At 71.2% G+C, this 25,388-nt stretch carries 31 protein-coding genes; 19 read left to right on the top strand and 12 right to left on the bottom strand.

The window, feature by feature from the left end; genetic code table 11:
• Positions 1 to 15: 15 nt before the first annotated feature.
• Positions 16 to 357, bottom strand: coding sequence for an MmcQ/YjbR family DNA-binding protein (locus tag MTES_RS05790; protein WP_013584277.1), 342 nt, complete (start codon positions 355 to 357; stop codon positions 16 to 18).
• A gap of 55 nt (positions 358 to 412) precedes the next feature.
• Positions 413 to 1,684 (bottom strand): phosphoribosylamine--glycine ligase, encoded by a 1,272-nt coding sequence (gene purD, locus MTES_RS05785; RefSeq protein WP_013584276.1) that lies wholly within the window; start codon positions 1,682 to 1,684, stop codon positions 413 to 415.
• Between the two features lie 137 nt (positions 1,685 to 1,821).
• Here purD and MTES_RS05780 point away from each other — a divergent pair, with 137 nt between their 5' ends.
• Entirely contained in the window at positions 1,822 to 2,178 is a 357-nt protein-coding gene (locus tag MTES_RS05780; RefSeq protein WP_013584275.1) for a sterol carrier family protein, read from the top strand.
• 209 nt (positions 2,179 to 2,387) lie between these two features.
• Positions 2,388 to 2,723 (top strand): hypothetical protein, encoded by a 336-nt coding sequence (locus MTES_RS05775; protein ID WP_013584274.1) that lies wholly within the window; start codon positions 2,388 to 2,390, stop codon positions 2,721 to 2,723.
• A 2-nt stretch (positions 2,724 to 2,725) separates the two neighbouring features.
• Here MTES_RS05775 and MTES_RS05770 read toward each other — a convergent pair whose 3' ends face one another.
• The gene (locus tag MTES_RS05770) at positions 2,726 to 3,337 is read right to left on the bottom strand and encodes a hypothetical protein (protein WP_013584273.1); all 612 of its coding nucleotides are present in this window, start codon (positions 3,335 to 3,337) and stop codon (positions 2,726 to 2,728) included.
• Positions 3,338 to 3,674: 337 nt separating this feature from the next.
• Between MTES_RS05770 and MTES_RS05765 the strand changes: the two genes are divergently transcribed.
• The 4 genes from MTES_RS05765 (at position 3,675) to MTES_RS05750 (ending at position 8,466) form a co-directional block, all read left to right on the top strand.
• On the top strand, positions 3,675 to 4,433 hold the full coding sequence (locus MTES_RS05765) for an endonuclease domain-containing protein (RefSeq protein ID WP_231848148.1): 759 nt from the start codon (positions 3,675 to 3,677) through the stop codon (positions 4,431 to 4,433).
• Positions 4,434 to 4,627: 194 nt separating this feature from the next.
• A complete protein-coding gene (gene purM, locus MTES_RS05760) occupies positions 4,628 to 5,770 on the top strand; it encodes a phosphoribosylformylglycinamidine cyclo-ligase (RefSeq protein ID WP_013584270.1) in 1,143 nt (380 codons plus the stop codon).
• A gap of 6 nt (positions 5,771 to 5,776) precedes the next feature.
• On the top strand, positions 5,777 to 7,252 hold the full coding sequence (purF, locus tag MTES_RS05755) for an amidophosphoribosyltransferase (RefSeq protein ID WP_013584269.1): 1,476 nt from the start codon (positions 5,777 to 5,779) through the stop codon (positions 7,250 to 7,252).
• On the top strand, positions 7,249 to 8,466 hold the full coding sequence (locus MTES_RS05750; RefSeq protein ID WP_013584268.1) for a CynX/NimT family MFS transporter: 1,218 nt from the start codon (positions 7,249 to 7,251) through the stop codon (positions 8,464 to 8,466). The genes purF and MTES_RS05750 overlap by 4 nt, the downstream gene beginning before the upstream one ends.
• A 36-nt stretch (positions 8,467 to 8,502) precedes the next feature.
• On the opposite strand, the gene MTES_RS05745 is transcribed toward MTES_RS05750, so the two are convergent.
• A complete protein-coding gene (locus MTES_RS05745; protein ID WP_013584267.1) occupies positions 8,503 to 8,685 on the bottom strand; it encodes a DUF3073 domain-containing protein in 183 nt (60 codons plus the stop codon).
• A gap of 164 nt (positions 8,686 to 8,849) precedes the next feature.
• Here MTES_RS05745 and MTES_RS05740 point away from each other — a divergent pair, with 164 nt between their 5' ends.
• A complete protein-coding gene (locus MTES_RS05740) occupies positions 8,850 to 9,365 on the top strand; it encodes a universal stress protein (protein ID WP_043362216.1) in 516 nt (171 codons plus the stop codon).
• Between the two features lie 4 nt (positions 9,366 to 9,369).
• Here the strand turns inward: MTES_RS05740 and MTES_RS05735 are convergent, their stop codons facing one another.
• From MTES_RS05735 to MTES_RS19630, 3 genes are all read right to left on the bottom strand, one after another.
• On the bottom strand, positions 9,370 to 9,975 hold the full coding sequence (locus MTES_RS05735; RefSeq protein WP_013584265.1) for a PadR family transcriptional regulator: 606 nt from the start codon (positions 9,973 to 9,975) through the stop codon (positions 9,370 to 9,372).
• Positions 9,975 to 10,820 (bottom strand): DUF4097 family beta strand repeat-containing protein, encoded by an 846-nt coding sequence (locus tag MTES_RS05730; RefSeq protein WP_013584264.1) that lies wholly within the window; start codon positions 10,818 to 10,820, stop codon positions 9,975 to 9,977. Before MTES_RS05730 ends, MTES_RS05735 begins: the two co-directional genes overlap by 1 nt.
• Positions 10,821 to 11,151: 331 nt before the next feature.
• A complete protein-coding gene (locus MTES_RS19630) occupies positions 11,152 to 11,316 on the bottom strand; it encodes a hypothetical protein (protein WP_013584263.1) in 165 nt (54 codons plus the stop codon).
• Between the two features lie 236 nt (positions 11,317 to 11,552).
• On the opposite strand from MTES_RS19630, the gene MTES_RS05725 reads away from it, so the two are divergent.
• Positions 11,553 to 11,822: a DUF7218 family protein gene (locus MTES_RS05725; RefSeq protein ID WP_013584262.1), complete on the top strand. Its 270-nt coding sequence runs from the start codon at positions 11,553 to 11,555 to the stop codon at positions 11,820 to 11,822.
• Between the two features lie 3 nt (positions 11,823 to 11,825).
• Positions 11,826 to 12,791, top strand: coding sequence for a DNA topoisomerase IB (locus MTES_RS05720; RefSeq protein WP_013584261.1), 966 nt, complete (start codon positions 11,826 to 11,828; stop codon positions 12,789 to 12,791).
• Here MTES_RS05720 and MTES_RS05715 read toward each other — a convergent pair.
• Positions 12,766 to 13,752 carry a cation diffusion facilitator family transporter gene (locus tag MTES_RS05715; RefSeq protein ID WP_013584260.1) on the bottom strand — a complete coding sequence of 329 codons (987 nt, stop codon included), beginning with the start codon at positions 13,750 to 13,752 and terminating at the stop codon, positions 12,766 to 12,768. The two genes, MTES_RS05720 and MTES_RS05715, sit on opposite strands and share 26 nt — an antisense overlap.
• A complete protein-coding gene (locus MTES_RS05710; RefSeq protein ID WP_043361087.1) occupies positions 13,749 to 14,243 on the bottom strand; it encodes a transporter substrate-binding domain-containing protein in 495 nt (164 codons plus the stop codon). The genes MTES_RS05715 and MTES_RS05710 overlap by 4 nt, the downstream gene beginning before the upstream one ends.
• A 116-nt stretch (positions 14,244 to 14,359) precedes the next feature.
• Here MTES_RS05710 and MTES_RS05705 point away from each other — a divergent pair, with 116 nt between their 5' ends.
• The 4 genes from MTES_RS05705 to MTES_RS05690 all read left to right on the top strand — a co-directional run bounded on the left by MTES_RS05705 (position 14,360) and on the right by MTES_RS05690 (position 17,932).
• A complete protein-coding gene (locus MTES_RS05705) occupies positions 14,360 to 14,731 on the top strand; it encodes a fluoride efflux transporter FluC (RefSeq protein ID WP_013584258.1) in 372 nt (123 codons plus the stop codon).
• 99 nt (positions 14,732 to 14,830) lie between these two features.
• Positions 14,831 to 15,760, top strand: a complete 930-nt coding sequence (locus MTES_RS05700) for a carbohydrate kinase family protein (RefSeq protein ID WP_013584257.1) — start codon at positions 14,831 to 14,833, stop codon at positions 15,758 to 15,760.
• On the top strand, positions 15,757 to 16,482 hold the full coding sequence (locus MTES_RS05695; RefSeq protein ID WP_013584256.1) for a class II aldolase/adducin family protein: 726 nt from the start codon (positions 15,757 to 15,759) through the stop codon (positions 16,480 to 16,482). The genes MTES_RS05700 and MTES_RS05695 overlap by 4 nt, the downstream gene beginning before the upstream one ends.
• Before the next feature lies 1 nt (position 16,483).
• Positions 16,484 to 17,932 carry an aldehyde dehydrogenase family protein gene (locus MTES_RS05690; RefSeq protein ID WP_013584255.1) on the top strand — a complete coding sequence of 483 codons (1,449 nt, stop codon included), beginning with the start codon at positions 16,484 to 16,486 and terminating at the stop codon, positions 17,930 to 17,932.
• A gap of 43 nt (positions 17,933 to 17,975) precedes the next feature.
• Here MTES_RS05690 and MTES_RS05685 read toward each other — a convergent pair whose 3' ends face one another.
• The 3 genes from MTES_RS05685 to MTES_RS05675 all read right to left on the bottom strand — a co-directional run bounded on the left by MTES_RS05685 (position 17,976) and on the right by MTES_RS05675 (position 21,100).
• Positions 17,976 to 19,253: an MFS transporter gene (locus tag MTES_RS05685; RefSeq protein WP_013584254.1), complete on the bottom strand. Its 1,278-nt coding sequence runs from the start codon at positions 19,251 to 19,253 to the stop codon at positions 17,976 to 17,978.
• Positions 19,250 to 20,320, bottom strand: a complete 1,071-nt coding sequence (locus tag MTES_RS05680) for an alpha/beta hydrolase (RefSeq protein ID WP_013584253.1) — start codon at positions 20,318 to 20,320, stop codon at positions 19,250 to 19,252. The genes MTES_RS05685 and MTES_RS05680 overlap by 4 nt, the downstream gene beginning before the upstream one ends.
• 144 nt (positions 20,321 to 20,464) lie before the next feature.
• On the bottom strand, positions 20,465 to 21,100 hold the full coding sequence (locus MTES_RS05675) for a TetR/AcrR family transcriptional regulator (RefSeq protein ID WP_050901758.1): 636 nt from the start codon (positions 21,098 to 21,100) through the stop codon (positions 20,465 to 20,467).
• Positions 21,101 to 21,156: 56 nt separating this feature from the next.
• Here MTES_RS05675 and MTES_RS05670 point away from each other — a divergent pair, with 56 nt between their 5' ends.
• From MTES_RS05670 to MTES_RS05645, 6 genes are all read left to right on the top strand, one after another.
• The gene (locus tag MTES_RS05670) at positions 21,157 to 22,578 is read left to right on the top strand and encodes a flavin monoamine oxidase family protein (protein WP_013584251.1); all 1,422 of its coding nucleotides are present in this window, start codon (positions 21,157 to 21,159) and stop codon (positions 22,576 to 22,578) included.
• Positions 22,575 to 23,009 carry a hypothetical protein gene (locus MTES_RS05665; protein ID WP_013584250.1) on the top strand — a complete coding sequence of 145 codons (435 nt, stop codon included), beginning with the start codon at positions 22,575 to 22,577 and terminating at the stop codon, positions 23,007 to 23,009. The genes MTES_RS05670 and MTES_RS05665 overlap by 4 nt, the downstream gene beginning before the upstream one ends.
• A gap of 7 nt (positions 23,010 to 23,016) precedes the next feature.
• Positions 23,017 to 23,913, top strand: a complete 897-nt coding sequence (locus tag MTES_RS05660) for an alpha/beta hydrolase fold domain-containing protein (protein WP_013584249.1) — start codon at positions 23,017 to 23,019, stop codon at positions 23,911 to 23,913.
• 61 nt (positions 23,914 to 23,974) lie between these two features.
• A complete protein-coding gene (locus MTES_RS05655; RefSeq protein ID WP_013584248.1) occupies positions 23,975 to 24,199 on the top strand; it encodes a hypothetical protein in 225 nt (74 codons plus the stop codon).
• A gap of 82 nt (positions 24,200 to 24,281) precedes the next feature.
• Positions 24,282 to 24,944 (top strand): pentapeptide repeat-containing protein, encoded by a 663-nt coding sequence (locus MTES_RS05650; RefSeq protein WP_013584247.1) that lies wholly within the window; start codon positions 24,282 to 24,284, stop codon positions 24,942 to 24,944.
• 9 nt (positions 24,945 to 24,953) lie between these two features.
• A complete protein-coding gene (locus MTES_RS05645; protein ID WP_013584246.1) occupies positions 24,954 to 25,319 on the top strand; it encodes a fluoride efflux transporter FluC in 366 nt (121 codons plus the stop codon).
• Positions 25,320 to 25,388: the final 69 nt, after the last annotated feature.

The following is a 25,388-nucleotide window of genomic DNA, read 5'->3' as shown; positions in this document are numbered from 1 at the left end:
GGGGCGGGGCCCGGCTCAGGGCGTGATCGCGTCGACGAAGACCCGCGCCTCGTCGATCAACTCTGCCCACACCGCCGCTCCGGCATCCATCGGAACCTCCACCCACTCCCGCAGCGGGCGCCCCCGCATGATCATGGGCCCGGCGGTGCCCGAGGCGATGAGGTCTCTTGCGCGTTCCTCCGACAGCTTCACGACGAGCGAGCCGTTGTGCACGACGAACGCGTAGACCTTCGCGCGCACCCGCAGTCCCTCGGCGCCGAACATGCGGCCGAGGTCGATGTCGGGCAGCGCACACTGGCGCTCGGCGATCGGGTCGAAGATCTCGTGCGCGCGGGCCATGGCATCCCTGTCGACCATGACGAGAGGCTAGCGGGGAAGGATGACGACGACGACGGGGGCGTAGCGCCGCGCGTCAGCCCTCGACGACGCGGAGCGCGATGTCGCTTCGGTACTGTCCGCCCTCGAGGCCGATGCGCTCGAGACCGGCGTAGGCGGCGGCGCGCGCCTCGCGGAAGGTCGACCCCAGGGCCACGACGCTGAGCACACGGCCGCCCGTGGCGACGAACTTCCCGTCGGGGGAGGCCGTCGCCGCGTGCGCGAGGTGCACGCCCTCGACCTCCTCGGCCTCGTCGATCCCGGTCAGCCCGCGGCCGGTGACCGGCGCTTCGGGGTATCCCTCGCTCGCGAGCACCACCGTCACGGCGGCGGCCTCGGCGAAGGCGGGGCGCGGGCGGTCCTCGAGCGTTCCCGAGGCCGCGGCGAGCAGCAGCTCCGACAGCGGGTCGATCAGTCGCGGCAGCACGACCTGCGTCTCGGGGTCGCCGAAGCGCGCGTTGAACTCGATGACCTTGATGCCCTGTTCGGTCAGGATGAGGCCCGCGTAGAGGAGTCCGATGAACGGCGTGCCCTCGGCATCCATCTGCCGGATCACGGGCTCCGCGATCTCGCGCGTGACCTGATCGACGAACTCCGCCTCGCTGCCGAAGCGCTCGTCGAGCCAGGGCAGCGGCGAGTAGGCGCCCATGCCGCCCGTGTTCGGGCCTGCGTCGCCGTCGCGGAGGCGCTTGAAGTCCTGCGCGGGACTCAACGGCAGCACGTGATCGCCGTCGCTGAGGAAGAAGAGCGACACCTCGGGACCAGAGAGGAACTCCTCGACCAGGACGGCTCCGGTGGCGAGGTAGGTGGCGGCGTGCGCGATCGCGGCCTCGCGGTCGGAGGTGACGATGACGCCCTTGCCCGCGGCGAGCCCGTCGGCCTTCACGACGTAGGGCGCGCCGTACTCGTCGAGGGCGGCTTCCACGGTCGGAAGGTCGCTCGCGCGCACCGCGCGTCCGGTGGGAACGCCCGCGGCATCCATGATCCGCTTCGCGTAGGTCTTCGAGCCCTCGAGCTGGGCAGCGGCCTTGCCCGGGCCGAAGACCGGGATGCCGTGCTCGCGCAGGGCGTCGGCGACGCCGGCGACCAGCGGCGCTTCGGGACCGACGACGACCAGGTCGATCGCCTCTTCCTTGGCGAACGTGAGCACCGCGGCCGGGTCGTTCGGGTCGAGGCCGACGAGGTGCGCGTCGCGCGCGATGCCGGCGTTGCCGGGAGCGGCGAAGATCGCGTGCGATGCCTCTTCGGAGCGCAGGGCGAGGATGATGGCGTGCTCGCGCGCGCCCGAACCGAGGACCAGGATTCTCACGCGGCCAGCCTACCGAGCGGGGCGTCCGGCCGCGGAGCCGGGCGGATGCCCCGTGGAGCCGCGCGACCGGGCGTGCGCCTGTGCGCGGGGCCTCGCCCGCGGAGCCGCCGCCGCGACCCGCGAGTACCGTGGATGCCATGCCCCCACGCCGTATCGAGACCGGTGACGGTCGGGCCGCCCTCGAGGCGGTGGCCGCCGGCGACGCCCCGCGCCCCGCGCTCGCGACAGCGGTGCGCTACCTGCTCCAGCTGCTCGCCGAGAAGGCCCCGGGCAACTCCGTCGAGATGCGTGTGCCGCCCTTCGGCGCCGTCCAGGTCATCGAGGGTCCGCGCCACACGCGCGGCACCCCGCCCAACGTCGTCGAGACCGACGCCGCGACCTGGATCGCCGTCGCCACGGGGCGGGAGCACTGGACGGATGCCGTCGCCGCCGGGCGCATCGTCGCCTCCGGTGTCCGCGCCGACCTGAGCGCGCTGCTCCCGTTGCGCCCGTAGTTTCGTCCGCACCCGCCCGCGATGTCGCGGTCTCCTCGCGGCCCGGTTCTGCGCATTTGCGGCCGCGGCTTCCCTCGCGAGGGCACACGTTCCGCGCGACATCACGCGCTCCGGGCGGTGCGCGACGTGTGCGTTCGCGCGGAACGTGTGCTCTCGAGGCGGGGCGGCGGCGTGACCCGCCGACGACGCGGTGGTGGGACAATGGAGGCATGGCCGAGCAGCCCGCCCCCGACCGACCGTCCATCTCGCGAGACGACATCGAGACGGTCAGCGTGCGCCGCGCCCCGAAGTACGGCGTCTTCCTCGCCGCCGGTGCGTTCGTCGGCATCCTGGCCGCCCTCGTCCTGACGTTCGCGATCGACGGAGCGGACGTGAGCCCGTTCACGCAGGTCGTGTACTCGCAGCTGCAGGTGTTCGGCTTCACCGCGTTGATCTGCGTCGTGATCGGCGTGACGATCGCGGCCATCATCGCCCTGATCTTCGAGCGCACCCTCGGCGGTCGCACGCGCCAGGTGGTCGTCGATCACGAGCAGCACGGAGCCTGACGTCAGGCGAGCTCCGCGATGATCGGGTGGATCGCGGAGTCGAACGCCGCGACGTCGCCGCGCAGGCCGTCCGTCACCGCGACCGTGAGCGAACCGATCCACCACACTCCCCGCTGAGCGAGCGGCAGGATCTGCACGTTGAGCTCGAACGAGTGCGCGCGCCGACCGACGATCCGCTCGTGCGCCGCGATCGCGCTCGCGTAGGCGCGGTACGACACCCCGGGTCGCGCCGCCGTCTCCCGGGCGTACCGTCCGTGAGCGTGCTGGGCGTAGTCCGTGGCGTCGTCGGCGAAGGGGGCCGCCGCCTCGCGCAGGGCGTCCGCGCCCTCGACCGGAAGGGTCACCAAACCGTCGAACCCGTCGACCAACTCCAGCGGCACGGGGGACGGGTGCGCTTGCGGCTCGACCGTCATCGCCCAGTACGCGCGCCACTGCCGCTCGAGCTCCGACTGCGCGGCATCCGCTCTCCCGCTCTCCGGCGTCGGCGGCACCCTCCGCAGGAACGGCAACTCCTCCGGAGAACGGATGCCGAGAACCTGGCGCAGGTAGAGCGCGACGAGCACGGGTGACGCAGCGTCCTCGCGGATCACCCACTCGGGCTGGCCTGCCGTCATGGCGTCATTGTAGGGACGGGCTTGCCCGGGGGCGATGGGCCTTGCGCGGGGCGCGCGAGCGCGAGCGAAGGTGATTCGGGGAGGGGAGGATGCCGGGTGCCCGGCGCGTCCTCCCTTCGCCGAATCCCCTCCGCATGCCCGGAAGTCCCGGCTGCGGCACTGCTCCTCCCCAACCCGAATTGTCCACAGGCCGCGATGCCTTTCCTGGAGACACACCCCGCGCGTCCGGCACGATACGGCGATGAGCGCTGGACTATCCCGCCGCATCGAGGCTCTTCGTGCCCGTGTGCGCGCCCTTGAAGGGGTCGTCGCGACGTCTCGCCTCCAGCGAGAGGGAGTGTCCGTCGACACGATCGCGGCGGCCGTGCGCAGCGGTGCCGTGCTGCGCATTCGCCGCCGGTGGATCGCTCTCCCCGACGCCGATGCGTTCCTCCTCGCCGCCGCTCGCGGCGGGGTGGTGCTCGCGTGCTCCACCGCAGCGACCCGGCACGGGTTGTGGGTGCTCGATCAGCACGACGTGCACGTCGCGGCACCCGCCCACGCGGGGCGAATCTCCGTGGCGGAAGGTACGCGCGCGCACCGCTCGCAGCCTCTTCTCCCGCGGCATCCGGAGGACCTGGTTGATGGCGTGATCAATGTGCTCGGTCTGGTGAGCGGGTGCCTCCCACCGGAACAGGCGCTCGCGATCTGGGATTCGGCGCTCAACAAACGACTCGTCACGCTGGACGAAATGCGTCGGTATCCGCTCACGGGCCGGGCGCGGCAGATCGCGGAGCAGGCGACGCCACTCGCGGACTCCGGCCTGGAGACGTTCCTTCTCGTTCGCCTGAGGTGGCTTCGCGAGCGGCTTTGCGCGCAGGCGTGGATTCTCGGACGTCGTGTCGATCTCCTCATAGGAGACAGACTCGTGGTTCAGGTCGACGGCGGGCATCATGTCGGCGCGCAGCGCGAGGCCGACATCCGACACGATGCTCTCCTGGCTTTGAACGGCTATCACGTCATCCGCGTCGGGTATCACCAGGTCGTCAACGACTGGCCTTCTGGGCAGCTCATGATCACCCAAGCGGTCGCGCAGGGGCTGCACCGAATCCGCTGACCATACCGGGAGGTGATTCGGGGAGGGGAGGATGCCGGGTGCCCGGGGCGTCCTCCCGTCGCGGATCCTCCTCCCGCCCGGAGCCCCACCCCGTCACCTGGCCCGCAGCCCCGCCCGCCACCCGCAGTGACCCCGCTCCGTCACCCCCCCCCAACCGGACGCCCGCACACAGCCACCCCGGGTAGTCTGTTGCGGTGGCCTCCGCTCCCCACGAAAACCCCTACTCCGCTGCCGGCGTCGACACTGCCGCGGGCGACCTCGCCGTCGAACTGATGAAGTCGGCCGTGCGCCGCACGCACGGGCCCGAAGTGCTCGGTGGCGTGGGCGGCTTCGCCGGCCTCTTCGATGCCTCGGCGCTCCGCGACTACGCCAAGCCGCTGCTCGCGACGAGCACCGACGGCGTCGGCACGAAGGTCGCGATCGCGCAGGCGATCGACAAGCACGACACCATCGGCGAAGACCTCGTCGGCATGGTCGTCGACGACATCGTCGTCGTGGGTGCGCGTCCGCTCTTCATGACCGACTACATCGCGTGCGGAAAGGTCGTGCCGCAGCGCATCGCCGACATCGTTGCGGGCATCGCGCGCGGCTGCGCCATGACGGGCACCGCGCTGGTCGGCGGGGAGACCGCCGAACACCCCGGCCTGCTCGGCATCGACGACTACGACGTCGCGGGAGCGGCGACCGGCGTGGTCGAGGCCGACCGCGTGCTCGGCGCCGATCGCGTGCGCGGCGGAGACGTCGTGCTCGCCCTCGCCTCGAGCGGCCTGCACTCCAACGGCTACTCGCTCGTGCGCCACATCATCACGGGCGCCGGCATCGCGTACGGCTCCGCCTCCGCCGACCTCGGCGGAACGTGGGGCGAGGCTCTCCTCGAGCCCACGCGCCTGTACACCTCGCCGCTGCTGCGCCTGCTCGACGACGCGGCGGTGGGCTCCGGCATCCATTCGCTCAGCCACGTCACGGGCGGCGGCATCGCGGCGAACCTCGCGCGCGTCCTGCCCCAGAACACGTGGGTCGACGTGGACCGCTCGACCTGGAGCCCCTCGCCGGTGTTCCGCGTGCTCGCCGACATCGGCGGCCTCGAGCTGACCGCGACCGAGGGCACCTGGAACCTCGGCATCGGGTTCCTCGCCGTCGTCTCGCCCGAGATCGCGGATGCCGCGACCGCGGCGCTCACGGCCGACGGCATCGCGACGTGGCAGGTCGGTGTCGTCCGCGACGACCAGCGCCCCGAGGGCGACTACGAACAGGGCGCGAAGGGCGTCGACGGAGGCGCCGTGCGTCTCGTCGGCTCGTACGCGGATGCCGGTGCGCCGGCGAACGGAGCGAAGTAACACCCCATGTGCGGCATCGTCGGCATGGCCGGGCAGGGCCCGGTCAACCAGGAGATCTACGACGCGCTCCTCCTTCTCCAGCACCGGGGACAGGACTCCACGGGCATGGCCACGGCCGAGTCGAGCGGCGTGTTCCACATCCACAAGGCCCGCGGGCAGGTGCGCGAGGCGTTCCGCACGCGCGACATGCGCGCCCTCCTCGGCGACATCGGCCTCGGCCACGTCCGCTACGCCACCAAGGGCACCGCGTCGAACGAAGAAGAGGCGCAGCCCTTCTACGTCAACGCGCCGTACGGCATCGTGCTCGTGCACAACGGCAACCTGACCAACACCCGCGAGCTGACGACCGAGCTCTTCCACAAGGACCGCCGGCACCTGAACACCAGCAGCGACACCGAGCTGCTCGTGAACATCCTCGGTTCCGAGCTGCAGTCCGAGATCACCGGCCCCGACCTCGACCCCGCGCAGGTCTTCCGTGCGGTCGGTCGCGTGCACGAGCGCGTCGAAGGGTCGTACGCCTCGATCGCCCTCATCGCCGGCTACGGTCTGCTCGCGTTCCGCGATCCCTTCGGCATCCGTCCCCTCATCCTCGGCAAGCGCCCCGCCCCCGAGGTGCCCGGCCGGGAGTCCCGTGACGAGTACATCGTGGCATCCGAGTCGCTCGTGCTCGAGAACGCCGGCTTCGAGGTCGTCCGCGACGTCGAGCCGGGCGAGGCCGTGTTCATCAGCCTCGACGGCACCCTGCACGCGCAGCAGTGCGCGAAGAGCACGATGCTCGCGCCGTGCTCGTTCGAGTACGTCTACCTCGCGCGCCCGGACTCGGTCATGAACGGCGTCTCGGTCTACGAGACGCGTCTGCGCATGGGCGAGCGCCTCGCCGACACCGTGGCGAAGTACACGCCCGCCGGCTCGATCGACGTCGTGATGCCCATTCCCGATTCGGCGCGTCCCGCCGCGATGCAGGTGGCCCGCAAGCTCGGCATCGAGTACCGCGAGGGCTTCTACAAGAACCGCTACGTCGGCCGGACGTTCATCATGCCCGGGCAGGCGGTGCGCAAGAAGAGCGTGCGCCAGAAGCTCAACGCGATGTCGACCGAGTTCCAGGGCAAGAACGTCCTCCTCGTCGACGACTCGATCGTGCGCGGCACCACGAGCCGCGAGATCATCCAGATGGCTCGGGATGCCGGGGCCAAGAGCGTCACCTTCGCCTCGGCCGCTCCTCCCGTGCGCTACCCGCACGTGTACGGCATCAACATGCCCTCGCGTCACGAGCTCGTCGCCCACGGCCGGACGATCCCCGAGATCGCCGAAGAGCTCGGGTGCGACTACCTCGTGTATCAGGAGGTCGACGACCTCAAGGCCGCCATCATGGAGGGCACCGACCTGGTCGACCTCGACATGAGCTGCTTCGACGGCCGCTACGTCACGGGGACCGTGTCGGAGGAGTATCTCGCCTGGGTCGAGGGCAGCCAGGAGTCTTGAGTCCCCGTCGCGCGGGGACCGTCGCGCTCGCCGCGGCCGCGATCGTGCTGCTCGCGCTGACGCTGCGCATCGCCGTCGCGTCGCTGTCGCCGCTGCTGATCGTCATCGAGCGCGACTTTCCCCTCCCGGCGGCCATCGTCGGCCTGATCGGCATGGCGCCGCCCGTGGCGTTCGCGATCTCGGGCTTCGTGACGCCCGCGATCGAGCGACGCGTGGGGCTCGAGCGCCTCGTGCTGGTCGCCGCGGTCGTCGCGGCGGTCATGCTCGGCATGCGGGCGCTCGCCGTCGACGCGATCACCCTGCTCGCCGCCACCGCCGGGATCTTCGCGGCGGTGGGTGTCGCCAACGTGCTGCTGCCCGCGGTGGTGAAGAAGTACTTCCCCGCCCGCATCGGCCTGATGACGACGATCTACACGACCACGATGGCGGTCGCCACGTTCATGCCGCCGCTCGTGGCCGTCCCCCTCGCCGAGAGCGTCGGATGGCGCGGCTCGTTCACCCTGTGGGCGGCGGTCGCCCTGGCCGCGGTGGTGCCCTGGGTCGCGATGAGCCTCCGTGCCCGGGCGGCCCGGGCGGACGTCATCGAGCAGCCGAAGACCTCGGTGCTGTCGCGGGTGGTCCGCGTGCCGCAGACCTGGGCGCTCGCGGCGACGTTCGCGGTGAACTCGTCCGTCGCCTACGGACTCTTCGCCTGGTTGCCGCCGCTGGTGATGGGCGTGGCCGGGGTGGATGCCACCGAGGCCGGCGGGCTGCTCGCCCTGTTCTCGTTCATGGGTCTGCCGGTGTCGCTCGTCGTCCCGCTGCTCGTCGTGCGTGCGCGCACCGTCGCCCCGTTCTACGTCGTCGCCGTCGTGGGCGGACTCGCCGGGGTCGCCGGGCTCCTGTTCGCCCCCGCGGCTGCGACGACACTGTGGGTGGTGCTCATCGGCATCCCGCCCCTGATGTTCCCGATGGCGCTCGTGCTCTTCGGCCTGCGCACGCGGTCGCACGACACCGCGGTCGCGCTCAGCGGGTTCGTGCAGAGCGTCGGCTACGGCGTCGCCGCGCTGATGCCGCTCGCCATCGGCGTGACCCACGAGGTCACGGGCGGATGGACGGCGGGACTCATCGTGCTCGGCGTCGTCATCGCGTGCGTGATCCCCGCGGGAATCGTCGTATCACGCGGAGAGACGATCGAGGAAGCCTGGGAGCGCCGTCACGGCACTGCCTGGTGACAGCCGCTGACGCGGCCGGTGCGGGGCGCTGAGGCCCTACGCCTTCTCGTCTTCGTACTCGTCGGAGTACTCGTCCGCCCACTTGTCGACGTACGCGTCTTCACCCGGTTCGGGTGCGCCGAGTTCGCGCTCGAGCGCTGCGTAGTTCACCGAATAGGTGTCGTACTTCAGCTCACGGGCGATCTTGGTGTGCTTCGCCTTCTGACGGCCACGCCCCATGCGAGACCCCCTCACGATCGACATCGCAGGCCGTGCTCAGGGCCCTGCGTATTGCGGTTCCGGACCGAGCCGGTAAGAGTAACACCCAGGATATCACGGTGCCCCTCGCCCCCGACCGTCCGCGGTCCCGCGAGGAGAGAGCCGACGACGAAGGGGAGAACGGCATGAGCGACCACGAAGCGGGAGCAGCGGCATCCGGAGCCGTCATCGCGGGAGTCGTGCCGGGGCAACCGCCCCGTGTCGTGCGCGAGGCGGCACGTTACGCCGCACTCGCCGGAGTCGAGCTGATCGTCGCGCACGTCGACACGACGCGGTTCGTCGCGTTCGAGGATCCGGACGGGTACGTCAACTCGGCGACGCTCGACGTGGCCGGGGAAGTGGCGCGCGCCGCGCTGGCGGAGGTCGAGAAGGACGCGACCGCGGCTCTCGCGGGTGAGGACGTGCGCTGGAGCGCGCGTCAGGTGATCGGCGATCCGGCGCTGGCGCTGATCCAGCTCGCCGATGAGGTCGGCGCATCGCTGCTCGTCGTCGGCACGCGCAAGCGCGGGCTGGGGGAGTCGCTCCGCGAGTTCCTGACCGGCTCGGTCGCCGCCCGGCTCTCGCACCGGCAGCACCGTCCGGTGCTGGTGGTTCCGCTGGGAGAGCCGGTCGGCGCCCACGAGGAGCTGCCGTGGGAGTGACGGGTCAGCCGCGCATCGCGCGGGCGACCGCGTCGGAGGCCTGACGCAGCGCGGTCTCGATCTCGTCGACTCCGGATGCCGCGAGCTCGCCGCCCCGGGCCACGTGCGACCGCAGCTCCGAGCGGACGCGTCCGCGGAACTCGGTGATCGCGGCATCCGCGCGGTGCAGCTGCTCGCGTGTCCGGGAACGGGCGTCGTCGACGGGGGCCGTGTCGGCGTGCTCACGCTCCTCGCGGGATGCGGCGGCCAGGTCGGCCCGGAGGCTTCTCATGGCGTCCCGGACGCTCCCGCGCACCTCGTCGGCGATGAGACGCACGCTGTCCGCGAGCTCCGCCTGGATGCCCTCGAGGTCGCCCGTGCGAGCCGCGACTTCGGCGCGTCCGGCATCCGTGATCTCGTAGACCGTCTTGCGGCCGTCGACGGTCTTCGTGACGAGACCCTCGTCTTCGAGCTTCGCCAGGCGCGGATAGATGGTGCCGGCCGAGGGGGAGTAGGTGCCTCCGGTGCGGTCGGACAGGGCCTGCATGAGGTCGTAGCCGTGGCGCGGCGCCTCATCGAGCAGGCTCAGGATGTACAGGCGCAGACCGCCGTGCGAGAAGACAGGACTCATCACCACTCCTCCTCGGTCGCGAGTTCCTCGGGACGCAGGCCCGAGATGCCCCGGCGCAGCACGGTGATCTCTCCCGAGACCGTGTTGGCGCGGACGTCGACGAACTGCCCCGCGAGGGTGCCGGTCGAACCGGTGTAGTTGGTCGGGCCCGAGCCGGAGCGCACGTGTCCGTCGATCTGCACGCGGCCGCTCACCGTGCGCGAGACGTAGTTCGCGGGGAGGCCGCGATCGAGGCGGATGGTGGCGGCACCGTTGACGGAGTTGAGCGCGATCGACTGCACGGGGCCGGTGGAGTCGACGAGCATCGCGCCCGAGACCGTGTCGATGGAGGCCTTGGTGACGGCACCGGTCACCGTGACGTCGCCCGAGACGCTGTTGGCGCTCAGGGAGCCTTCGAGCTCCCGCACCTGCACGTCGCCCGAGACGGCGTTGGCGTTGACGTCGCCCACGAGGCCGTCGACGATGATGTCGCCCGAGACGGTGTTGAGTTTGGCGTCGGTGCGCAGACCCGAGACGAGCGCGCTCGCGCTGACCACGCCGAGGGTCAGGGCGACGGCGCGCGGCACGGCCACGCTCACCTCGGCCTTGGGGCCGCCGGCGCCGAAGTTGCGGAACACCTCGAGGAAGTTGTCCCACCGCAGCTGCGGGTGGTCGATCTCGAGGCGACCGTCGCTCATCTCGATGCGCAGGTCTTTGACGGTGACGCCGTGCACCTCGATGCGGGCGGTCGGCTCATCGTGGGCGATGACGTCGATCTGGCCGCCGACGAGGCCGATCTTCAGTTCGCGCACGCTCTCGAGGTCGATGACGCGCGTCTCGCCGGGGTGGACGATCCATTTCTCCATGGTGGGGCTCCTCACTCGCGATATATCGCGTTGAGGACAGTATCGAGATATATCGCGAGTTCGTCAAGCCCCCCGCGACGGTTCCGGTGGCTTCGACGGGCTCAGCCACCCCGGCTTGACCGTGCGGGGTCGGTGGCTTCGACGGGCTCAGCCACCTGGGCTCAGCCACCACGAGTGCCGCGCGAGTGAGGTCCCTGAGCTCGTCGAAGGGACCGCCCCGCACACAAAAACGGATGCCATGCGCTCTGGGGGAACGCATGGCATCCGGGGCGGGCGAACCCGCCGAGGGGGGAGGGGACGCGCACCCGAAACGCGTCGTCCTCCGAGGGGGTCAGACGGGCTTGCGTCCGCTGATCAGGCGGAACAACAGCACAATCAGGGCGATGAGGCCGACGATGATCGCGACCCAGAGCAGGAAGCTGGCGGCCTGGCTCATTCCGCTCACGATGGCGATGACGATCGCGGCGACGATGATGATGATGAGGAAGATGTTCATGGGGGGCTCTCCTAGCTGTTCACCGCGTCAGGACACGGACCCGGGTGACTGGTCCTTCTACCGTGTCACTCGGTCGGAAATGCGGCAGGGGGTTGACGTTGCTGGGAAATCGCTGTTAGCCGCGCTCGCCCGGTAACACGGCCCACCCGTCCGACGTCGGCCGCGCGCGGTGTCAACCCCGAGGAAGGGGGTGGCCGTCCGCCGTAGCGTCGGTGTTCCGACGGAAGGAGACGATCATGCCCCAGGGGCGAGGATCCAACAGTCTGAAAGACCCCGAGCTCTACGAGGAACTGCGCAAGCAGGGCGACTCGAAGGAGAAGGCCGCGCGGATCTCGAACGCCGCTGCCGCGCAGGGACGCGGCGCCGTCGGGGAGAAGGGCGGCCACGCCGAGAACTACGAGGACCGCACCGTCGACGAGCTCAAGAAGCGCGCGAAGGAGCTCGGGATCACCGGGTACTCCGGCAAGAAGAAGGCGGAGCTGATCGACATGCTCCGCCATCACTGACGCATGGCGCGTCTCATCCGCGTCCGTCCCTACGAGGACCCGGGCTATCGCCGCGTCCGCTCGGGATCGGGCTACCGGTTCGTGGACCACACGGGGGCGCCCGTTCCCGAGCGGGAGGCCGAGCGGGCGCGCGGTCTCGTCATCCCGCCCGCCTGGCGGGAGGTGTGGATCGCCCGCGAGCCGAACGCCCACATCCAGGCGGTGGGGACCGACGAGGCCGGCCGCCGGCAGTACACGTACCACGCCGACTGGTCGAAGCGGCAGGACAAGGGCAAGTTCGCTCGGGCGCTGCAACTCGCCGAGGCGCTGCCCCGCGCTCGAGCCCGCGTGACGCAGTCGTTGCGCCGCAGCGAGATCGACCGGGAGCGGGTGCTGGCGGTGTCGTTCCGCCTGCTCGACCTCGTCGCGCCGCGTGTGGGCAACGCGCGGTACTTCGTCACGAACGGCAGCCGGGGCCTCACGACCCTCCAGCGGAGGGATGCCACGATCGAGGGCGATCTCATCCGCCTCTCGTTTCCGGCCAAGAGCGGCAAGCGCGCCGATCTGCGCGTGCACGATGCCGAATTGGCATCCCTCATCGAAGAACTCGCGCTCGGACGCTCGCGGGCGGCGCTCCTCAGCTACAAGCGCGGGAGGCGGCGCGTGCCGCTGACGCCGGGCGACGTCAACGCCTACGTCCGCTCCCTGACCGGCGGCCCTTTCAGTGCGAAGGACTTCCGCACGCTCCGCGGCACGATCATGGCGGCGGAGTCTCTCGCGAAGGTGGGAGCCGTCGGGGGCAAGAACGAACGCAAGAAGGCCGAGGTGGCGGCGGTGCGCGCGACCGCGGAAGCGCTCGGCAACACCCCCGCCGTGGCGAAGTCGAGCTACATCGATCCCCGCGTCTTCTCGCTGTACCGAAAGGGTCGCACGATGGAGCTGGGCGGCTCGAAGGATGCCGCAATCAGGCGTTTGATCCTCGGGGAGTGATCGCGTCGACCACGTCGGGCAGTTCCGGAACGGGCACCACCACGACGTCCTGGATCTTCCAGTCGAGGATCACGCACCCCTCGCGGGCGTCCTCGATGTCGGCGAGCGCGACCTTCCGATGGCGGGGGACGACGAACGCCTCGATGTGGAAGACGTGTCCCTCGTCGCGCACCCGGCTTCCCGCCTCGCGCACCCAGGGAAGGCCCGCGAGGTACTGATCCACCCGCCCCACGAGCGGGTGGGGCCGGGCGTCGTCGAAGGTCGTCGCGCGCGCGTCCATCAGGTCGACGACGGCGGCGCGCAGGTTGCTGATGCCGTCGTGCACGATGCTCCCGGCGATGAAGAGGGCGGCGGCGGCATCCATCCACCACAGACCGACGCCGATTCCGAGGACGCCCACGATCGTTCCGACCGACGTCATCCAGTCGGCCTTGTTCATGTCGGCATCGGCGTAGAGCACCTTGTCGTGCAGCTCGCGCGCCAGGCCGAGCTTCATCCGGCCGACGACGACCGGCGGAATGCCCGTGAGGGCCATGACCGCGATCATCAGCCAGCCGAGCCAGATCGTCACGCCGAAGAGGTTCACCGTGCCGATGGTCGGGTGCTCGGCGGTCAGCAGCCCGATCCCGGAGTCGACGATGAGGAACGCTCCCATTCCCGTGAGTGCCACCGCCGCCACCAGGTGACCGATCGCGACCGAGCGGTGGAAGCCGTACGGATGCCGCACGGTGGGCCGGCGTCGGGCCAGTCGCACGGCCACCAGGAAGGCGATCGGTGGGATGAAGGACAGGAGGTCCTCGATCCACGCGGCTTTCATCGCCTGCGAGTTGCCGAGCACGAGGAACACGAGGGTCACCGTGACGGCGAGGAACCCGAGCGTGATGCCCTCCAGGCGGACGGCGCGGCGGAGGACCTCGGCCTGCCGCGCCGGGAGCTCGGTGCGGCCGAAACGCGCGGTCATCGTCCGACCCCCTCAATCGTGGCTTCGGCGGTGAGGAACGTCTCGAGGCGCGACACGAAAGCGTTCTCGCCGAGCGGGACGAGCATCACGATCCGCGCGGTCGACCCGTCGTCGAGGGTCACCTCGCCGTATGGCCGTGTCATGCCTGCCTTGTCCGTCCAGGGGGTGTCGTCGGTGAGGCCGCCGGCGACCACGTCGAGGTCGCCGTTCTCGAGCCCCCGGACGAGCGCCTCCTCCGAACCGACGGTCCACTCGACCTCGGCGTCCACGGAGCCCGCGAAAGCGGTCAGAGCGTCGATCTCGCTGCCGCTCGGCTGAGCGCCGTCGACCTGCACGAAGTCGCCGTTGGGGGAGATCCCGGCGCGCAGCACTCCGCCCTCGACGCGGTCCAGGGTTCCCTGCGGGTCGCTGGGGATCCGGATGCCGCAACCGGCCAGGAGGAGGGCGCACAGGGCGGCGACGACGACGATCACCGGTCTCGATCTGGACATGACGGGGCCTTCCGTTGCGGGAGCGACAGGGATTCTGCGTCACCGCGTGCCCGGGTGTCGCGGGGGTTGCGCGGCTCTCGCCGTCCTCCTAGCGCGGAGCGGCGTAGGGTGGCGCGGTGAGCGTGTGGCGTGACGTGGTCCTCGTGGCCGTCGGCGGGGCGATCGGCACCGCCGTGCGCGCCGGGCTCACCCTCGGCCTGGGCGATGACCTCGGGCCCGCCCTCGTTCCGCTCGTCAACGTCGTCGGGGCGTTCGCGATCGGCATCGTGTTCGGGTTCCGGGCCCGGATGCCGGAGTCCTCGCGCGCGCAGCGGGCGCAACTGTTCCTCGGCACCGGCGTCCTCGGGGGCTTCACGACGTACAGCTCTCTCGCCCTCGAGTCCGCCGACCTGACGCAGCTGTGGTGGGGCGTCGCGACGGTGATCGTCGGGACTGCGGCGGCGTGGGCCGGTGTCGCGCTGGGGCGCGGGAGCCGTCGGCCGCGCTGAGCGCACGGGGCGGTTGTCCCCGGGACGAGAAAATGGTACAAATGTGCCACTTACGCCGCGCGGGCCGTCCGAGCGGTGACCCGACCCGGAGGTTCAACGATGACCGCCGCCCCTCGCATCGTCACGCTCGGTGCCCACGTCCTCGACACGATCGTGCAACCCGTCGATGAGATCCCCGACGGGCAGGGGTCCCTGCTCGTCGATGAGATCGTCATGTCGGCGGCCGGGCCCGCGGGGGGAACGGCGCTCGTGCTCGCGAGACTCGGCGCCCACGTCGTCACCAGCGGCTCGGTGGGTGACGACGTCACGGGGCGTGTGCTGGTGGGTCTCCTGGCGGACGAGGGGATCGACGTCGAGAATCTCCGCGTCGGGGAGCTCCCCACATCGGCGTCGGTCCTACCGATCCGCTCCGACGGGTCGCGGCCCGCTCTGCACGTCGTGGGTGCCAACGCCCTCGCGGCCGACGTCGTCCCGTGGGACGCGCTCGCCGCGGCCGACCACGTCCACGTGGGTGCGCCCGAACTCCTCGGCCCCGAGAACGTCATCGAGATCCTCGACTACGCGAGAGAGCACGGGGCGACCACCTCGCTCGACTTCCTCATCGGCGGCGAGCAGGCGTTCTACGCCCTGATCGAGCCGTTGCTCGCGCACACCGACTACGTCCTGCCCAACGCCGAGCAGGCGCTCGGGTGGACCGAAGCCGCCGACCTGCACGCGGCGGCGCACGCGATGGCGTCCGCGGGAGCCCGCGTCGTCGCGATCACCGACGGGGGACGCGACATCGTGCTCGTCGAGGACGGGGATCTCCGCGAGATCCCCATCCTGCCGGCCGAGCCCGTCGACACCAGCGGCGGAGGGGATGCCTTCTCCGCCGGCTTCGTCTTCGCGAAGCTCCTCGGCCGCAGCTCCGCGGAGGCGGCGCGCTTCGGCTCGGCGACGGCCGCCCAGGTGGTCGCCGGCGTCGGCACCTCGTACGGCACGTATGACGCGGCATCCATCGACGCTCTCCTGGCGACGGTGCCGCGGTGACGGGCGCGGGGACGACCCGGCCCGATGCCGCCCGGGCGTCCGACGCCGCGGGGCTCGACGCCGCGGGGCTCGATGCCGGCGGGTCCGACGCCCGCGAACGCGTGGCGGCCGTGTGTCGCGCGCTCGCGGCCGACGGGCTGGTGAAAGGGACCGCGGGCAACGTGAGCGTCCGCGTCGACGGGGGCATTGCGATCACCGCGACCGGAGTGGTCTTCGCCGAGGCGGTCGCGGACGACGTGGTGGTCGTCGGCGATGATCGACGCCTCGTGCGGGGGAGCCTCGCCCCCAGCTCCGAGCTGGACCTGCACCTCGCCGCGTACGCGGACGACGCGGTGGGTGCCGTCGTGCACACCCACGCTCCGGCAGCCGTCGCCGTGTCGCTGATCTCCGACCGCCTTCCCTGCGTGCATTACCAACAGCTCACCCTCGGCGGCGAGATCGAGGTCGTCCCGTTCTCGGTGTTCGGCTCTCGCGAGCTCGCCGAGGCCACGGGCGATGCCCTGTCCAGCGCGAACGCGGTGATCCTCGCGCACCACGGGGCCGTGACGACCGGCCGCGATCTCGCCGACGCCGTCGCGCACACCGCGCTGCTGGAGTGGGCGTGCGACATCTACCTGCGCGCCCGCGCCGCGGGGGAGCCGGCCGAGCTCAGCCCCGCGCAGCAGGCCGACGTCGTCGCCGCGGCGGTGGCCACCGGATACGGGCAGAAGCACGAGGCGTGAGATGACCTTCGATTCCCTGAGCCCGCTCGACGGTCACGTCGTCGGGACGTTCCCCGTCTGCGACGACGACGCCGTGCGCGCGGCGGTGGTCCGCGCCCGGACGGGGGCGCGGGCCTGGCGGGCGCAGGGGTTCCGCGGTCGTCGTCGCATCCTCGACGCCTGGCGTCGTGACATCGCCCTGCACCTCGACGAACTGATCGCCGTCGTCCGGGCTGAGACCGGCAAGCCGTCCGGCGATGCGCGGCTCGAGATCCTCCTCGCGCTCGACCACCTCGCGTGGGCGGCCGCGCACGCCGAACGCACGTTGCGGCGCCGTCGGGTGCGCGCGGGACTGCTGATGATCAACCAGTCCGCGAGCCTCGGCTACCTCCCCTACGGGGTGGTCGGGGTCATCGGCCCCTGGAACTACCCCGTGTTCACCCCGATGGGCTCCCTCGCGTACGCGCTCGCCGCGGGCAACGCGGTCGTCTTCAAGCCGAGCGAGTACACGCCCGCCGTCGGCGACTGGCTGCGCCGCGCGTTCGTGCGCGCAGGCGGAGCCCCCGAGGTCTTCGAGCTCGTGACCGGCCTCGGCGACACGGGTGCCGCGCTGTCTCGGGCCGGGGTCGACAAGATCGCCTTCACGGGATCGACCGCGACGGGCAAACGGGTCATGGCCGCGTGCGCCGAGACGCTCACCCCCGTCGTGATCGAGGCGGGAGGGAAGGACGCGCTCCTCATCGACGCGGATGCCGACATCGAGGCCGCCGCGGAGGCGGCGGTGTGGGGCGCGTACTCGAACGCCGGTCAGACCTGCATCGGCATCGAACGGGTCTACGCGCACACCCTCGTGTACGACCGCGTCGTCGCCGCCATCTCCGAGCGCGTGCGCGAGCTGCGTGCGGGAACCGACGACGCGGCGCGGCTGGGTCCGCTCACCATGCCCCGCCAGGCCGACGTCGTGCGCGAGCACGTCGCCGATGCCCTCGCCGCCGGAGGCGTCCTCCGCGAGGGAGCGGTCGTCGAGAGCGGGCAGACGCTCGCGCCGGTCCTTCTGCTCGATGTGCCCGAGTCGTCGGCGGCGGTGCGCGAGGAGACCTTCGGTCCGACCCTCGTCGTCAACCGCGTGGCATCCATGGACGAAGCCGTCGCGAAGGCGAACGCCGTCCGGTACGGCCTGTCCGGTGCCGTGTTCTCGCGTCGGCGGGGACGCGCTCTCGCCGAGCGCCTGCGCGGGGGCATGATCGCGATCAATTCGGTCATCTCGTTCGCCGCCGTGCCGTCGCTGCCGTTCGGGGGTGTGGGCGATTCCGGGTTCGGGCGCATCCACGGGGCGGACGGCCTGCGCGAGTTCGCGTACGCCAAGGCCATCACCCGACAGCGCTTCCGTCTGCTCACCCTCACGACGATGCGGCGCACGCCCCGCGTCGACGCGCTCGTGCAGCGGATCATCCGCCTGCTCTACGGGTGAGCGCGCGCCCTCGGACCGTCAGCGGCCTCCGTGCTCCCGCGCCTCAGCGCACCGAGCGCACCCGCATGACGACCGCCGCGCCGAGCAGCCCGGTCACACCGCTCGCGATGAACAGGCCCGGAAAGCCTCCGAAGAGCACGACCGCTCCGGCACCGAGGAGCGGTCCGAAGGCCTGAGGGCCGGCCATCGCGATGTTCATGATGCCGACGTCCTTGCCCCGCGTCTCGGCGGACGGGAGCACCTGGGTCGCCAGGGCCTGGTCGACGGCGAAGAAGCACCCCTGCCCGAGCCCGAGCAGCACGGCCCCCACGATCGAGGTGCTCTCGGCGGGAGCGACGGCGAGCAGCAGCGCCGCCAGCGCCTGGGCGACTCCGGATGCCAGGACGAACACCCGCCGTCGCCCCAGCACGTCGCTGAGCTTGCCGAGGGCGATGGATGCCACGATCGTGACGACCATGTAGATCACCGTCGTGAACACGAGGAACCCGGTGGGGTCGGCGACACCGAGCGCGAAGGTGAAGAAGTACAGCAGCATCGTCGTCGCGATGGCATTGCCGAGGTTGATGAGCACACGGCTCGCCACGGTCCAGGCGAAGTCGGGATGGCGACGGGGGTCCACCCAGATGGATGCCAGCACCGACCGCACCGTGAGCGGCCCCAGGCGGGCGGCATCCACGGGGCTCAGCGGAGCATCGCGCAGGCGCAGCACGAACGGCACGGCGAGCACGACCACGCTCACGGCGAGCGCGAGGTAGCCGGAGGGGATCGTGGTGAACACCGCCGTCACCAGCACGATCCCGAGCAGGATCCCCAGCGCGTTCGGCGCCGAGATCCACCCCGACACGAGCCCGCGCTGGTTCTCCGGGACCTGGTCGGCCATCACGGCGGTCAGGGCGGCCGAGGCCATGCAGAACCCCAGCATGACGACGGTCCACATCCCGATCGTGCCGACGGTCCCGGTCTGGATGCCGAGGAGCGCGAGGCCGACGCCGGCCGTCAGCGATCCGCCGAGGATCCACGGTCGCCGCCGCCCGAAGCGTGATCGCGTGCGGTCGCTGAGCGCCCCCACGATCGGGTAGGCGACCACGACGAACGCCCCGGCGACCGCGCTGACCAGGCCGTAGGAGACGAGCGAGGTGAGCCACTCGTCCGAAGAGTGCTGGGCGGCGATCTGCAGGGGGAGGAGCACCTGGACCGGCACGAGCTGCGCCATCCACAGACCGAGCCACGCGCCGGCGAAGGCGGCGATCCACCCGGCGCGGACCGGTCGGGTGGGTTCGGCGTACACCGCGACCGGGACCGTCCGGCCGTCGGACGTCATCGACGCGCCCCGTCGGCGCGGGCGGACAGGCGGCCCAGCGCCCACGTGCCGGCGTCGGTCACGGCATCCCGAGCGTCTTTCAGAGCTCCGCACGCGTTGAAGAAGCCGTGGATCTGGCCCGTGTGGGTCACGAGCGTCGTGTCCACCCCCGCCTCCTCGAGGCGTCGCGCGTACGCGATGCCCTCGTCGCGCAGCACGTCGAAGCCCGACACGGCGACGAACGCCGGGGCGAGTCCGCCGAGGTCGTCGGAGAGCAGGGGCGAGACGAGCGGGTCGTCGGCTCGTCCGCCGCCTCGGAGGTAGTGGGCGGCGTACCAGTCCATCTGCGCCTCGGTGAGGAAGAAGCCGTCGGCGAACAGCTCGTACGAGCGGTGTTTGCGCGAGAGATCGGTGACGGGGCAGAAGAGGATCTGGAAGGCGGGCGCGCCCTCGGCGTCGTCGCGCGTGACGATCGAGATGACCGCCGCCAGATTTCCTCCGGCGCTCTCGCCCCCGACACCCACGGTGTCCGCCGTGCCGCCGAAGCGGTGCGCGTTGTCGCGCGTCCAGCGGAAGGCGTCGACGCCGTCATGGACGGCCGCGGGGAACGGGTCCTCGGGAGCGAGGCGGTAGCCGATCGAGACGACGGTCATACCGGTTGTCGCAGCGAGCGTTCGGCAGGTGGCATCCGCGCTGTCGAGGGAACCCAGCACCCACCCGCCGCCGTGGAAGTAGACGACCGTCCCGGTCGCCGGGCGGTCCGTTCGCGCGCGGTAGACGCGGGCCGGAACCTGCCCGTCGCGCGTGGGGATCGTGATGTCCCGGCGTTGGGCCAGCCGTGTCGAACTCGCGAAGGTCCAGGCTTCGACCTCGATGTGCTCCCGCGCCTGGGGCAGTGGCATCCGTTCGAAGTGGGCGCCCGGCGAGGCGTTCATGACCCGGAGGGAGGTCTGCACGGCGGGGTGGAGGCGATTCCCGTCCACCTCGATCGGCCGTCCGTTCAGGCGGCGGAGGACGCCGTGCGGCACACTCCCCAGCGCGCGGGCTCCCCAGCGCAGCGCATGGTCTTGCAGGCGGTGACGCGCCATCGATCGCACCCTTTCCTCGAACACATCGTCGTGGTCGACTATCGGGTCACTTTATTGCACACACGTACAAGATTGTGTGTCGAACGTGTGAAATTGCCGCGCAAGGTCGAGATGCACACGCCGTAAGTAGTACGTTTGTGCAAATTACTCGAGCGGTGACGCGGACTCCCCCAGCGAGGTGGTGGCGGCGAGGGTCACGAATCCGACGAGAGTGGCGCGCAGGGCGCGCGCCAGGGACTGGTACTGGACGACTTCGGAACGGGCGATGCGATGAAGAGCGAATCCATCGATGAGGGCGACGACCGCCGCGGCGGCGTGCGGATCGGTCACGCCGTTGACGCGCAGCACGCTCCCGGCCAATTCCCTCGTCTCGTCGAGGATGCGTTCGACGTGCGCGCGCAGAGCCGGATGCCGCGAGGCGAAGAGGTAGATCTCGAACTGCGCCACGGTGTGCTCGTCGGACTGCTGCCGCACGATCTCGACGAACTCGTCGATCGCGGCGCCCGGCGACCCCGCGCCGCTCTCGAGGACGGCGCGGAACTGCTGCAGCCGCTCGAACTCGGCATCCATCGCGTGGGCGACGGCCTCGCCGATCATGTCGTCGAGCGAATCGAAGAAGTACGTGGTGGAGGAGTGCGGCACGTCGGCGGCGGCGGCCACCGAGCGGTGCGTGACACCGGCGATGCCGCGCTCGGCGATGATCGCCAGCGTCGCGTCCAGCAGCAGCTCCCGTCGCGCGCGCCCTCGCGCCCGCATCGACCGGCTCGTCGTCTCGCTCACGGCGTCCCCTTCCACGGCCCGACCGCCCGAGATCGCACCAGAAACGGAGCAAGCCTATGACCGTCACCCCCGAAGCCGTCGATCGCGCCACGGCCCCCGACGTCGACGTGGTGGTCGTCGGGGCCGGGTTGTCCGGCCTCACCGCCGCTCGCCGACTCCACCAGCTCGGCCTGCGCGTCGCCGTCTTCGAGGCGTCGTCCCGGGTCGGTGGCCGCGTGAGCTCCGCCACCGTCGCGGGGGTGCACGTCGATCTCGGCGGCACCTTCGTCGGCCCCGGACAGGATCGCATCATCGCACTCGCCGACGAGGTCGGTGTGCGCCGCTTCCCCACGCACTCGGCAGGGCAGAACGTCATCCGGTGGCGCGGCCAGCACCGCCGCTACCGCGGCACCGTGCCCCCGATGGGGGCGAACCTCCTCGACGTCGGTCGCATCCAGCTCGCCCTGGACCGACTCGCGCGAACCGTCCCGCGCGGGAACCCGGCCGCGGCACCCCGGGCGGCCGAGCTCGACGCCGACAGTCTCGGATCGTGGCTCCGTCGCTCGCACGCCTCGACCACGGCCCGCGACCTCATCGCCATCGCGAGTCGCACCACCTGGGGCTGCGAGCCCGACGAGGTGTCGCTGCTGCACGCCCTGCACTACATCCATCAGGCGGGCGGGCTCTCGTCGATGCTCGACACCGAGGGCGGGGCGCAGGAGGAGCACTTCGTCGAAGGCTCGCACGAGATCGCCCTGCGGATCGCCGCCGACCTGGGCGACGCGGTGCGCCGGAACGCCCCCGTCCAGCGGATCGAGACGACGGATGACGGAGTGCTCGTCTCCGCGGGCGACGAGCGCGTCTCGGCGCATGCCGTCGTCGTGGCGGTGCCTCCGGCGCTGCGCTCGCGCATCGCGTTCTCGCCCGCACTGCCCCCGGTCAACGCGCAGATGTCGCAGCGGTGGCCGGCCGGTGTGCTCTCGAAGGCCTACGCCGTCTACGAGACGCCGTTCTGGCGCGAGCGCGACCTGTCCGGTCAGGGCCTCTCCGACACCGGCCCGGCGTTCATCACCTTCGACGCCAGCCCGCCCGGGACGGGCGGTCCCGGCGTGCTCCTGGGGTTCGTGGGCGGTGTGTACGCCCGCGAGTGGGACGGTCTCCCGGCCGAGGAGCGGCGCGTGCGCGTACTGTCGTCGTTCGCCGACCTCTTCGGCCCCCGAGCACTGGATGCCACGGGCTTCATCGACCAGCGATGGGGCGCCGAGCCCTGGGTCGGGGGCGGCCCGACCGCGGCTCCGGGGCCGGGCGTGGTCGTCCCCTACGCGGGGGCGCTCGCCGCCCCGGTCGGTCGGGTGGTCTGGGCCGGCACGGAGTCGTCCGACCGCTGGACCGGATTCATGGACGGAGCCGTCCGGGCCGGGGAGCGGGCCGCTCTCCAGGCCCGCGGCTTCGTCACCTCCACCTCGCCGGATCACGCACGAACGGGAGCGTCCGCATGACGACATGGCGTCGCCAGTACACCCACCTGACCACCGCGTCTCCCGAGGCGGTGTGGAAGCGCTGGACCACCCCCGAGGACTGGGCGGTCGACGACCCCGACCTGCGCGTGGCCGAGTTCGCCGCCCCGCCGCGCGTGGGCGCGACCGGTCGCGTGATCAATCACGGCACGCCGGCGCAGACGTTCACCTTCACCGAGCTGCAGCCGGGGGTCGCGATGAACTTCCGGATCCGCCTCCCGGGGGCGGTGCTGTCGTTCCCGCACCACATGCGGGAGACGCCGAACGGGCTGTCGGTGACTCACGGTGTCGAGATCTCGGGTCCGCTGGCGGTGGTTCTCGGGCCGCTGGTGGGGCGCAAGATCGCTGCGGGCCTGCCCGCGGTCGTGCGTCTGGTCACCACGAACGCCCTGGCCGACATGGCCGCGGGGTGAGGCGGTCGTGTCGCTGTCGCTGGCGCTGACCACGCTCGCCCTGTGGGTGAAGGCCGCTCCGACCCGTCGAGCCCTGTCGCGAGACGACTACCTCTCCACCCTCGACCCCAATCGCGCGCCGGCGCCGCCTCCCGCTCGTCTGCGTCGAACGGGTCGACTGCGCGTGACGCGGCGCGGTGGTCACGAGGTGGTCCGGTACGAGCCGGCCCGCCGCCGGGCGGCCCTCGAGCTCATGTATCTGCCGGGCGGTGGGCTGGTGAACCCGCTCGTCGCCGAGCACTGGTGGATCGTCGAACGCCTGGCGCGGGCGACCGGGGCGGCCGTCACGGTGGTGAACTACCCGCTCGCGCCGGAGCACCGCGCGGCGGAGACGGCCGCGTTCGTCGACGCCGAGTACGCGCGACTGGCCGAGCGCGTGGGGTCGGGGCGGCTGATCGTCGCGGGGGACTCCGCGGGCGGCACGGTCGCCCTCGGGCTGTCCGCGCGGGCCGAGCGGTCTCCGGACGCTCTCGTGCTCTTCTCTCCGTGGGTGGACCTCGCCCTCGACAATCCCGCGATCGCTCGCCGCTCGCGCCGCGATCCGTCCCTACGTGCGCCCGGATTGCGTGCCGCGGCACGCGCGTGGGTGGGCGGGGGATCGCGGGACGATCCGGAGGTCGACCCGGCTCGGAGCGACGTGTCCACCCTCCCACCCACGCTGATCTTCCAAGGGGGAAACGACATCTTCTTCGACGACGTGGCGGCTTTCGTCCGGCGCGCTCGCAAGGCGGGTGCGCCGGTGTCGCTCGTCGCGGCGGCCGGAGGTTTCCACGTCTACGTCGGGGCGCACTGGACGCCGGAGGCCCGCGCCGCCTACGCGCGGGTCGGGGATCTGGCCGAATCCTTGTTCCGCGTGATGACATAACTGTACAAACGTGCAACAATCTCGCCAGGGTGACGACGGTGCACCCGGATCAGGAGACACGATGGCCGCTCGATACGACCTCGCCAAGGTGAAGCTCGGCAAGCTCATGACGGACCCGGATGCCGAGGCGATCATCCTCGACGTCATCCCCGACCTGAAGAAGAGCCCGACGTACCTCGTCGCCAAGACGCTCACCGCGAGCGCCGCCCTGCAGCTGGCGGCCGCGCAGCTCGGTGCCGAGAAGGCCGCGGAGCTCCGTCGTCGGGTCGAGGCTCTGGAGGCCTGAGGTCCCCGTCACCGGAGTGCGGGAGAGGGTCGAGCGGGAGTGGCTAGGCTCTCTCCACCCCGTCCCGCGATCCAGGAGACCCATGCCGAAGCGCCCCACCCTCGTCGCCCCGTCGTTCGGCACCCTCGTCCTCGACGACCTGCTGCAGGGGGACTCCGCGGGTCTCATGCCCCGGGCTCATCTGGAAGGCGTGTCGTTCGACAACGTCGGTCAGGATGCCGTCGACCTCGAGAGCGCGGAGCTGACGGTATCCCGTATCGACGGCCTGCGGGCATCCACCCTCACGTTGCGTCACGCGCGCCTCGCGGAGGTGTCGATCACCGGTGTCGACGTGCCCATTCTGACGACCTCGCGCGGGGCATGGCGTGACGTCGAGGTCGCGGCATCCCGTTTCGGATCGGTCGAGGCGTTCGAGTCGACGTGGAGCGGGGTGCACTTCCGGAACTGCCGTCTCGGATTCGTCAATCTCCGAGGGGCGGTCCTGCAGGACGTCGCCTTCACCGACTGCACCATCGATGAACTCGACGTGGGTCAGTCCCGGATCACCCGTTTCGCCGCGCCGGGTACGCGCATCTCGAACCTCATCGTGGAACACGCGACCCTCCAGCACGCCGACCTGCGGGAAGCGGAACTGGGCGGCATCGCGGGGCTGAGCGCTCTGCGAGGGGCGACGATCTCGTCGTGGCAACTGCAGCAGTTGGCCCCGTTGCTCGCCGCTGACCGCGGGATCACGGTCGACGACTAGATTGGCCGCGTGACCCCGCTCGTCTTCGTCGCCGTCGCTCTCGCCGGGGGAGTCGGCGCGGCGGCGCGGTATGTGCTCGACGTCGCCATCCGTCGCCGCACCGGCGAGAGCTTTCCGTGGGGCATCCTCGTGGTCAACCTCTCCGGGGCGCTGGTGCTCGGCATCCTGAGTCGTCTTCCCGCGGACGAAGCGTGGCGCTGGATCCTGGGGACGGGGCTCCTCGGCGGCTACACGACGTTCAGTGCCGTCGCGGTGGCGACCGCGCTGTTCGCCGAGGAGGGTCGGACGCGCACGGCGACGGTCTACGCGGTGGCCTCGTTCGTCGGGTCGGTCGTCGCCGCGCTCGCCGGGATCGGCATCGGCTCACTGCTGTGACGCGGCCTCCCGCGCAACGGCCCGTGGGATACTGAGCGTCGATACATTTCTGTATCGAATGATGCTCCC

It is taken from the genome of Microbacterium testaceum StLB037, from assembly GCF_000202635.1.
Classification (GTDB): Bacteria; Actinomycetota; Actinomycetes; order Actinomycetales; family Microbacteriaceae; genus Microbacterium; species Microbacterium testaceum_F.
Note: the sequence above shows the minus strand (reverse complement) of the source record. Positions and strands in the feature narration are given on the sequence as shown.

What these genes read in the sequence shown, in the direction of transcription:
- MTES_RS05740 (WP_043362216.1), top strand. Translation starts at nt 8,850, where the DNA reads ATGAGCGACCACGAAGCGGGAGCAGCGGCATCCGGAGCCGTCATCGCG.
- MTES_RS05680 (WP_013584253.1), bottom strand. Translation starts at nt 20,320, where the DNA reads ATGGCGCGTCACCGCCTGCAAGACCATGCGCTGCGCTGGGGAGCCCGC.
- MTES_RS05650 (WP_013584247.1), top strand. Translation starts at nt 24,282, where the DNA reads ATGCCGAAGCGCCCCACCCTCGTCGCCCCGTCGTTCGGCACCCTCGTC.
- MTES_RS05700 (WP_013584257.1), top strand. Translation starts at nt 14,831, where the DNA reads ATGACCGCCGCCCCTCGCATCGTCACGCTCGGTGCCCACGTCCTCGAC.
- MTES_RS05725 (WP_013584262.1), top strand. Translation starts at nt 11,553, where the DNA reads ATGCCCCAGGGGCGAGGATCCAACAGTCTGAAAGACCCCGAGCTCTAC.
- MTES_RS05665 (WP_013584250.1), top strand. Translation starts at nt 22,575, where the DNA reads ATGACGACATGGCGTCGCCAGTACACCCACCTGACCACCGCGTCTCCC.
- MTES_RS05685 (WP_013584254.1), bottom strand. Translation starts at nt 19,253, where the DNA reads ATGACGTCCGACGGCCGGACGGTCCCGGTCGCGGTGTACGCCGAACCC.
- MTES_RS05770 (WP_013584273.1), bottom strand. Translation starts at nt 3,337, where the DNA reads ATGACGGCAGGCCAGCCCGAGTGGGTGATCCGCGAGGACGCTGCGTCA.
- MTES_RS05790 (WP_013584277.1), bottom strand. Translation starts at nt 357, where the DNA reads ATGGTCGACAGGGATGCCATGGCCCGCGCGCACGAGATCTTCGACCCG.
- MTES_RS05720 (WP_013584261.1), top strand. Translation starts at nt 11,826, where the DNA reads ATGGCGCGTCTCATCCGCGTCCGTCCCTACGAGGACCCGGGCTATCGC.
- MTES_RS05775 (WP_013584274.1), top strand. Translation starts at nt 2,388, where the DNA reads ATGGCCGAGCAGCCCGCCCCCGACCGACCGTCCATCTCGCGAGACGAC.
- MTES_RS05710 (WP_043361087.1), bottom strand. Translation starts at nt 14,243, where the DNA reads ATGTCCAGATCGAGACCGGTGATCGTCGTCGTCGCCGCCCTGTGCGCC.
- MTES_RS05730 (WP_013584264.1), bottom strand. Translation starts at nt 10,820, where the DNA reads ATGGAGAAATGGATCGTCCACCCCGGCGAGACGCGCGTCATCGACCTC.
- MTES_RS05745 (WP_013584267.1), bottom strand. Translation starts at nt 8,685, where the DNA reads ATGGGGCGTGGCCGTCAGAAGGCGAAGCACACCAAGATCGCCCGTGAG.
- MTES_RS05715 (WP_013584260.1), bottom strand. Translation starts at nt 13,752, where the DNA reads ATGACCGCGCGTTTCGGCCGCACCGAGCTCCCGGCGCGGCAGGCCGAG.
- MTES_RS05780 (WP_013584275.1), top strand. Translation starts at nt 1,822, where the DNA reads ATGCCCCCACGCCGTATCGAGACCGGTGACGGTCGGGCCGCCCTCGAG.
- MTES_RS05670 (WP_013584251.1), top strand. Translation starts at nt 21,157, where the DNA reads ATGACCGTCACCCCCGAAGCCGTCGATCGCGCCACGGCCCCCGACGTC.
- MTES_RS05735 (WP_013584265.1), bottom strand. Translation starts at nt 9,975, where the DNA reads ATGAGTCCTGTCTTCTCGCACGGCGGTCTGCGCCTGTACATCCTGAGC.
- purF (WP_013584269.1), top strand. Translation starts at nt 5,777, where the DNA reads ATGTGCGGCATCGTCGGCATGGCCGGGCAGGGCCCGGTCAACCAGGAG.
- MTES_RS19630 (WP_013584263.1), bottom strand. Translation starts at nt 11,316, where the DNA reads ATGAACATCTTCCTCATCATCATCATCGTCGCCGCGATCGTCATCGCC.
- MTES_RS05690 (WP_013584255.1), top strand. Translation starts at nt 16,484, where the DNA reads ATGACCTTCGATTCCCTGAGCCCGCTCGACGGTCACGTCGTCGGGACG.
- MTES_RS05655 (WP_013584248.1), top strand. Translation starts at nt 23,975, where the DNA reads ATGGCCGCTCGATACGACCTCGCCAAGGTGAAGCTCGGCAAGCTCATG.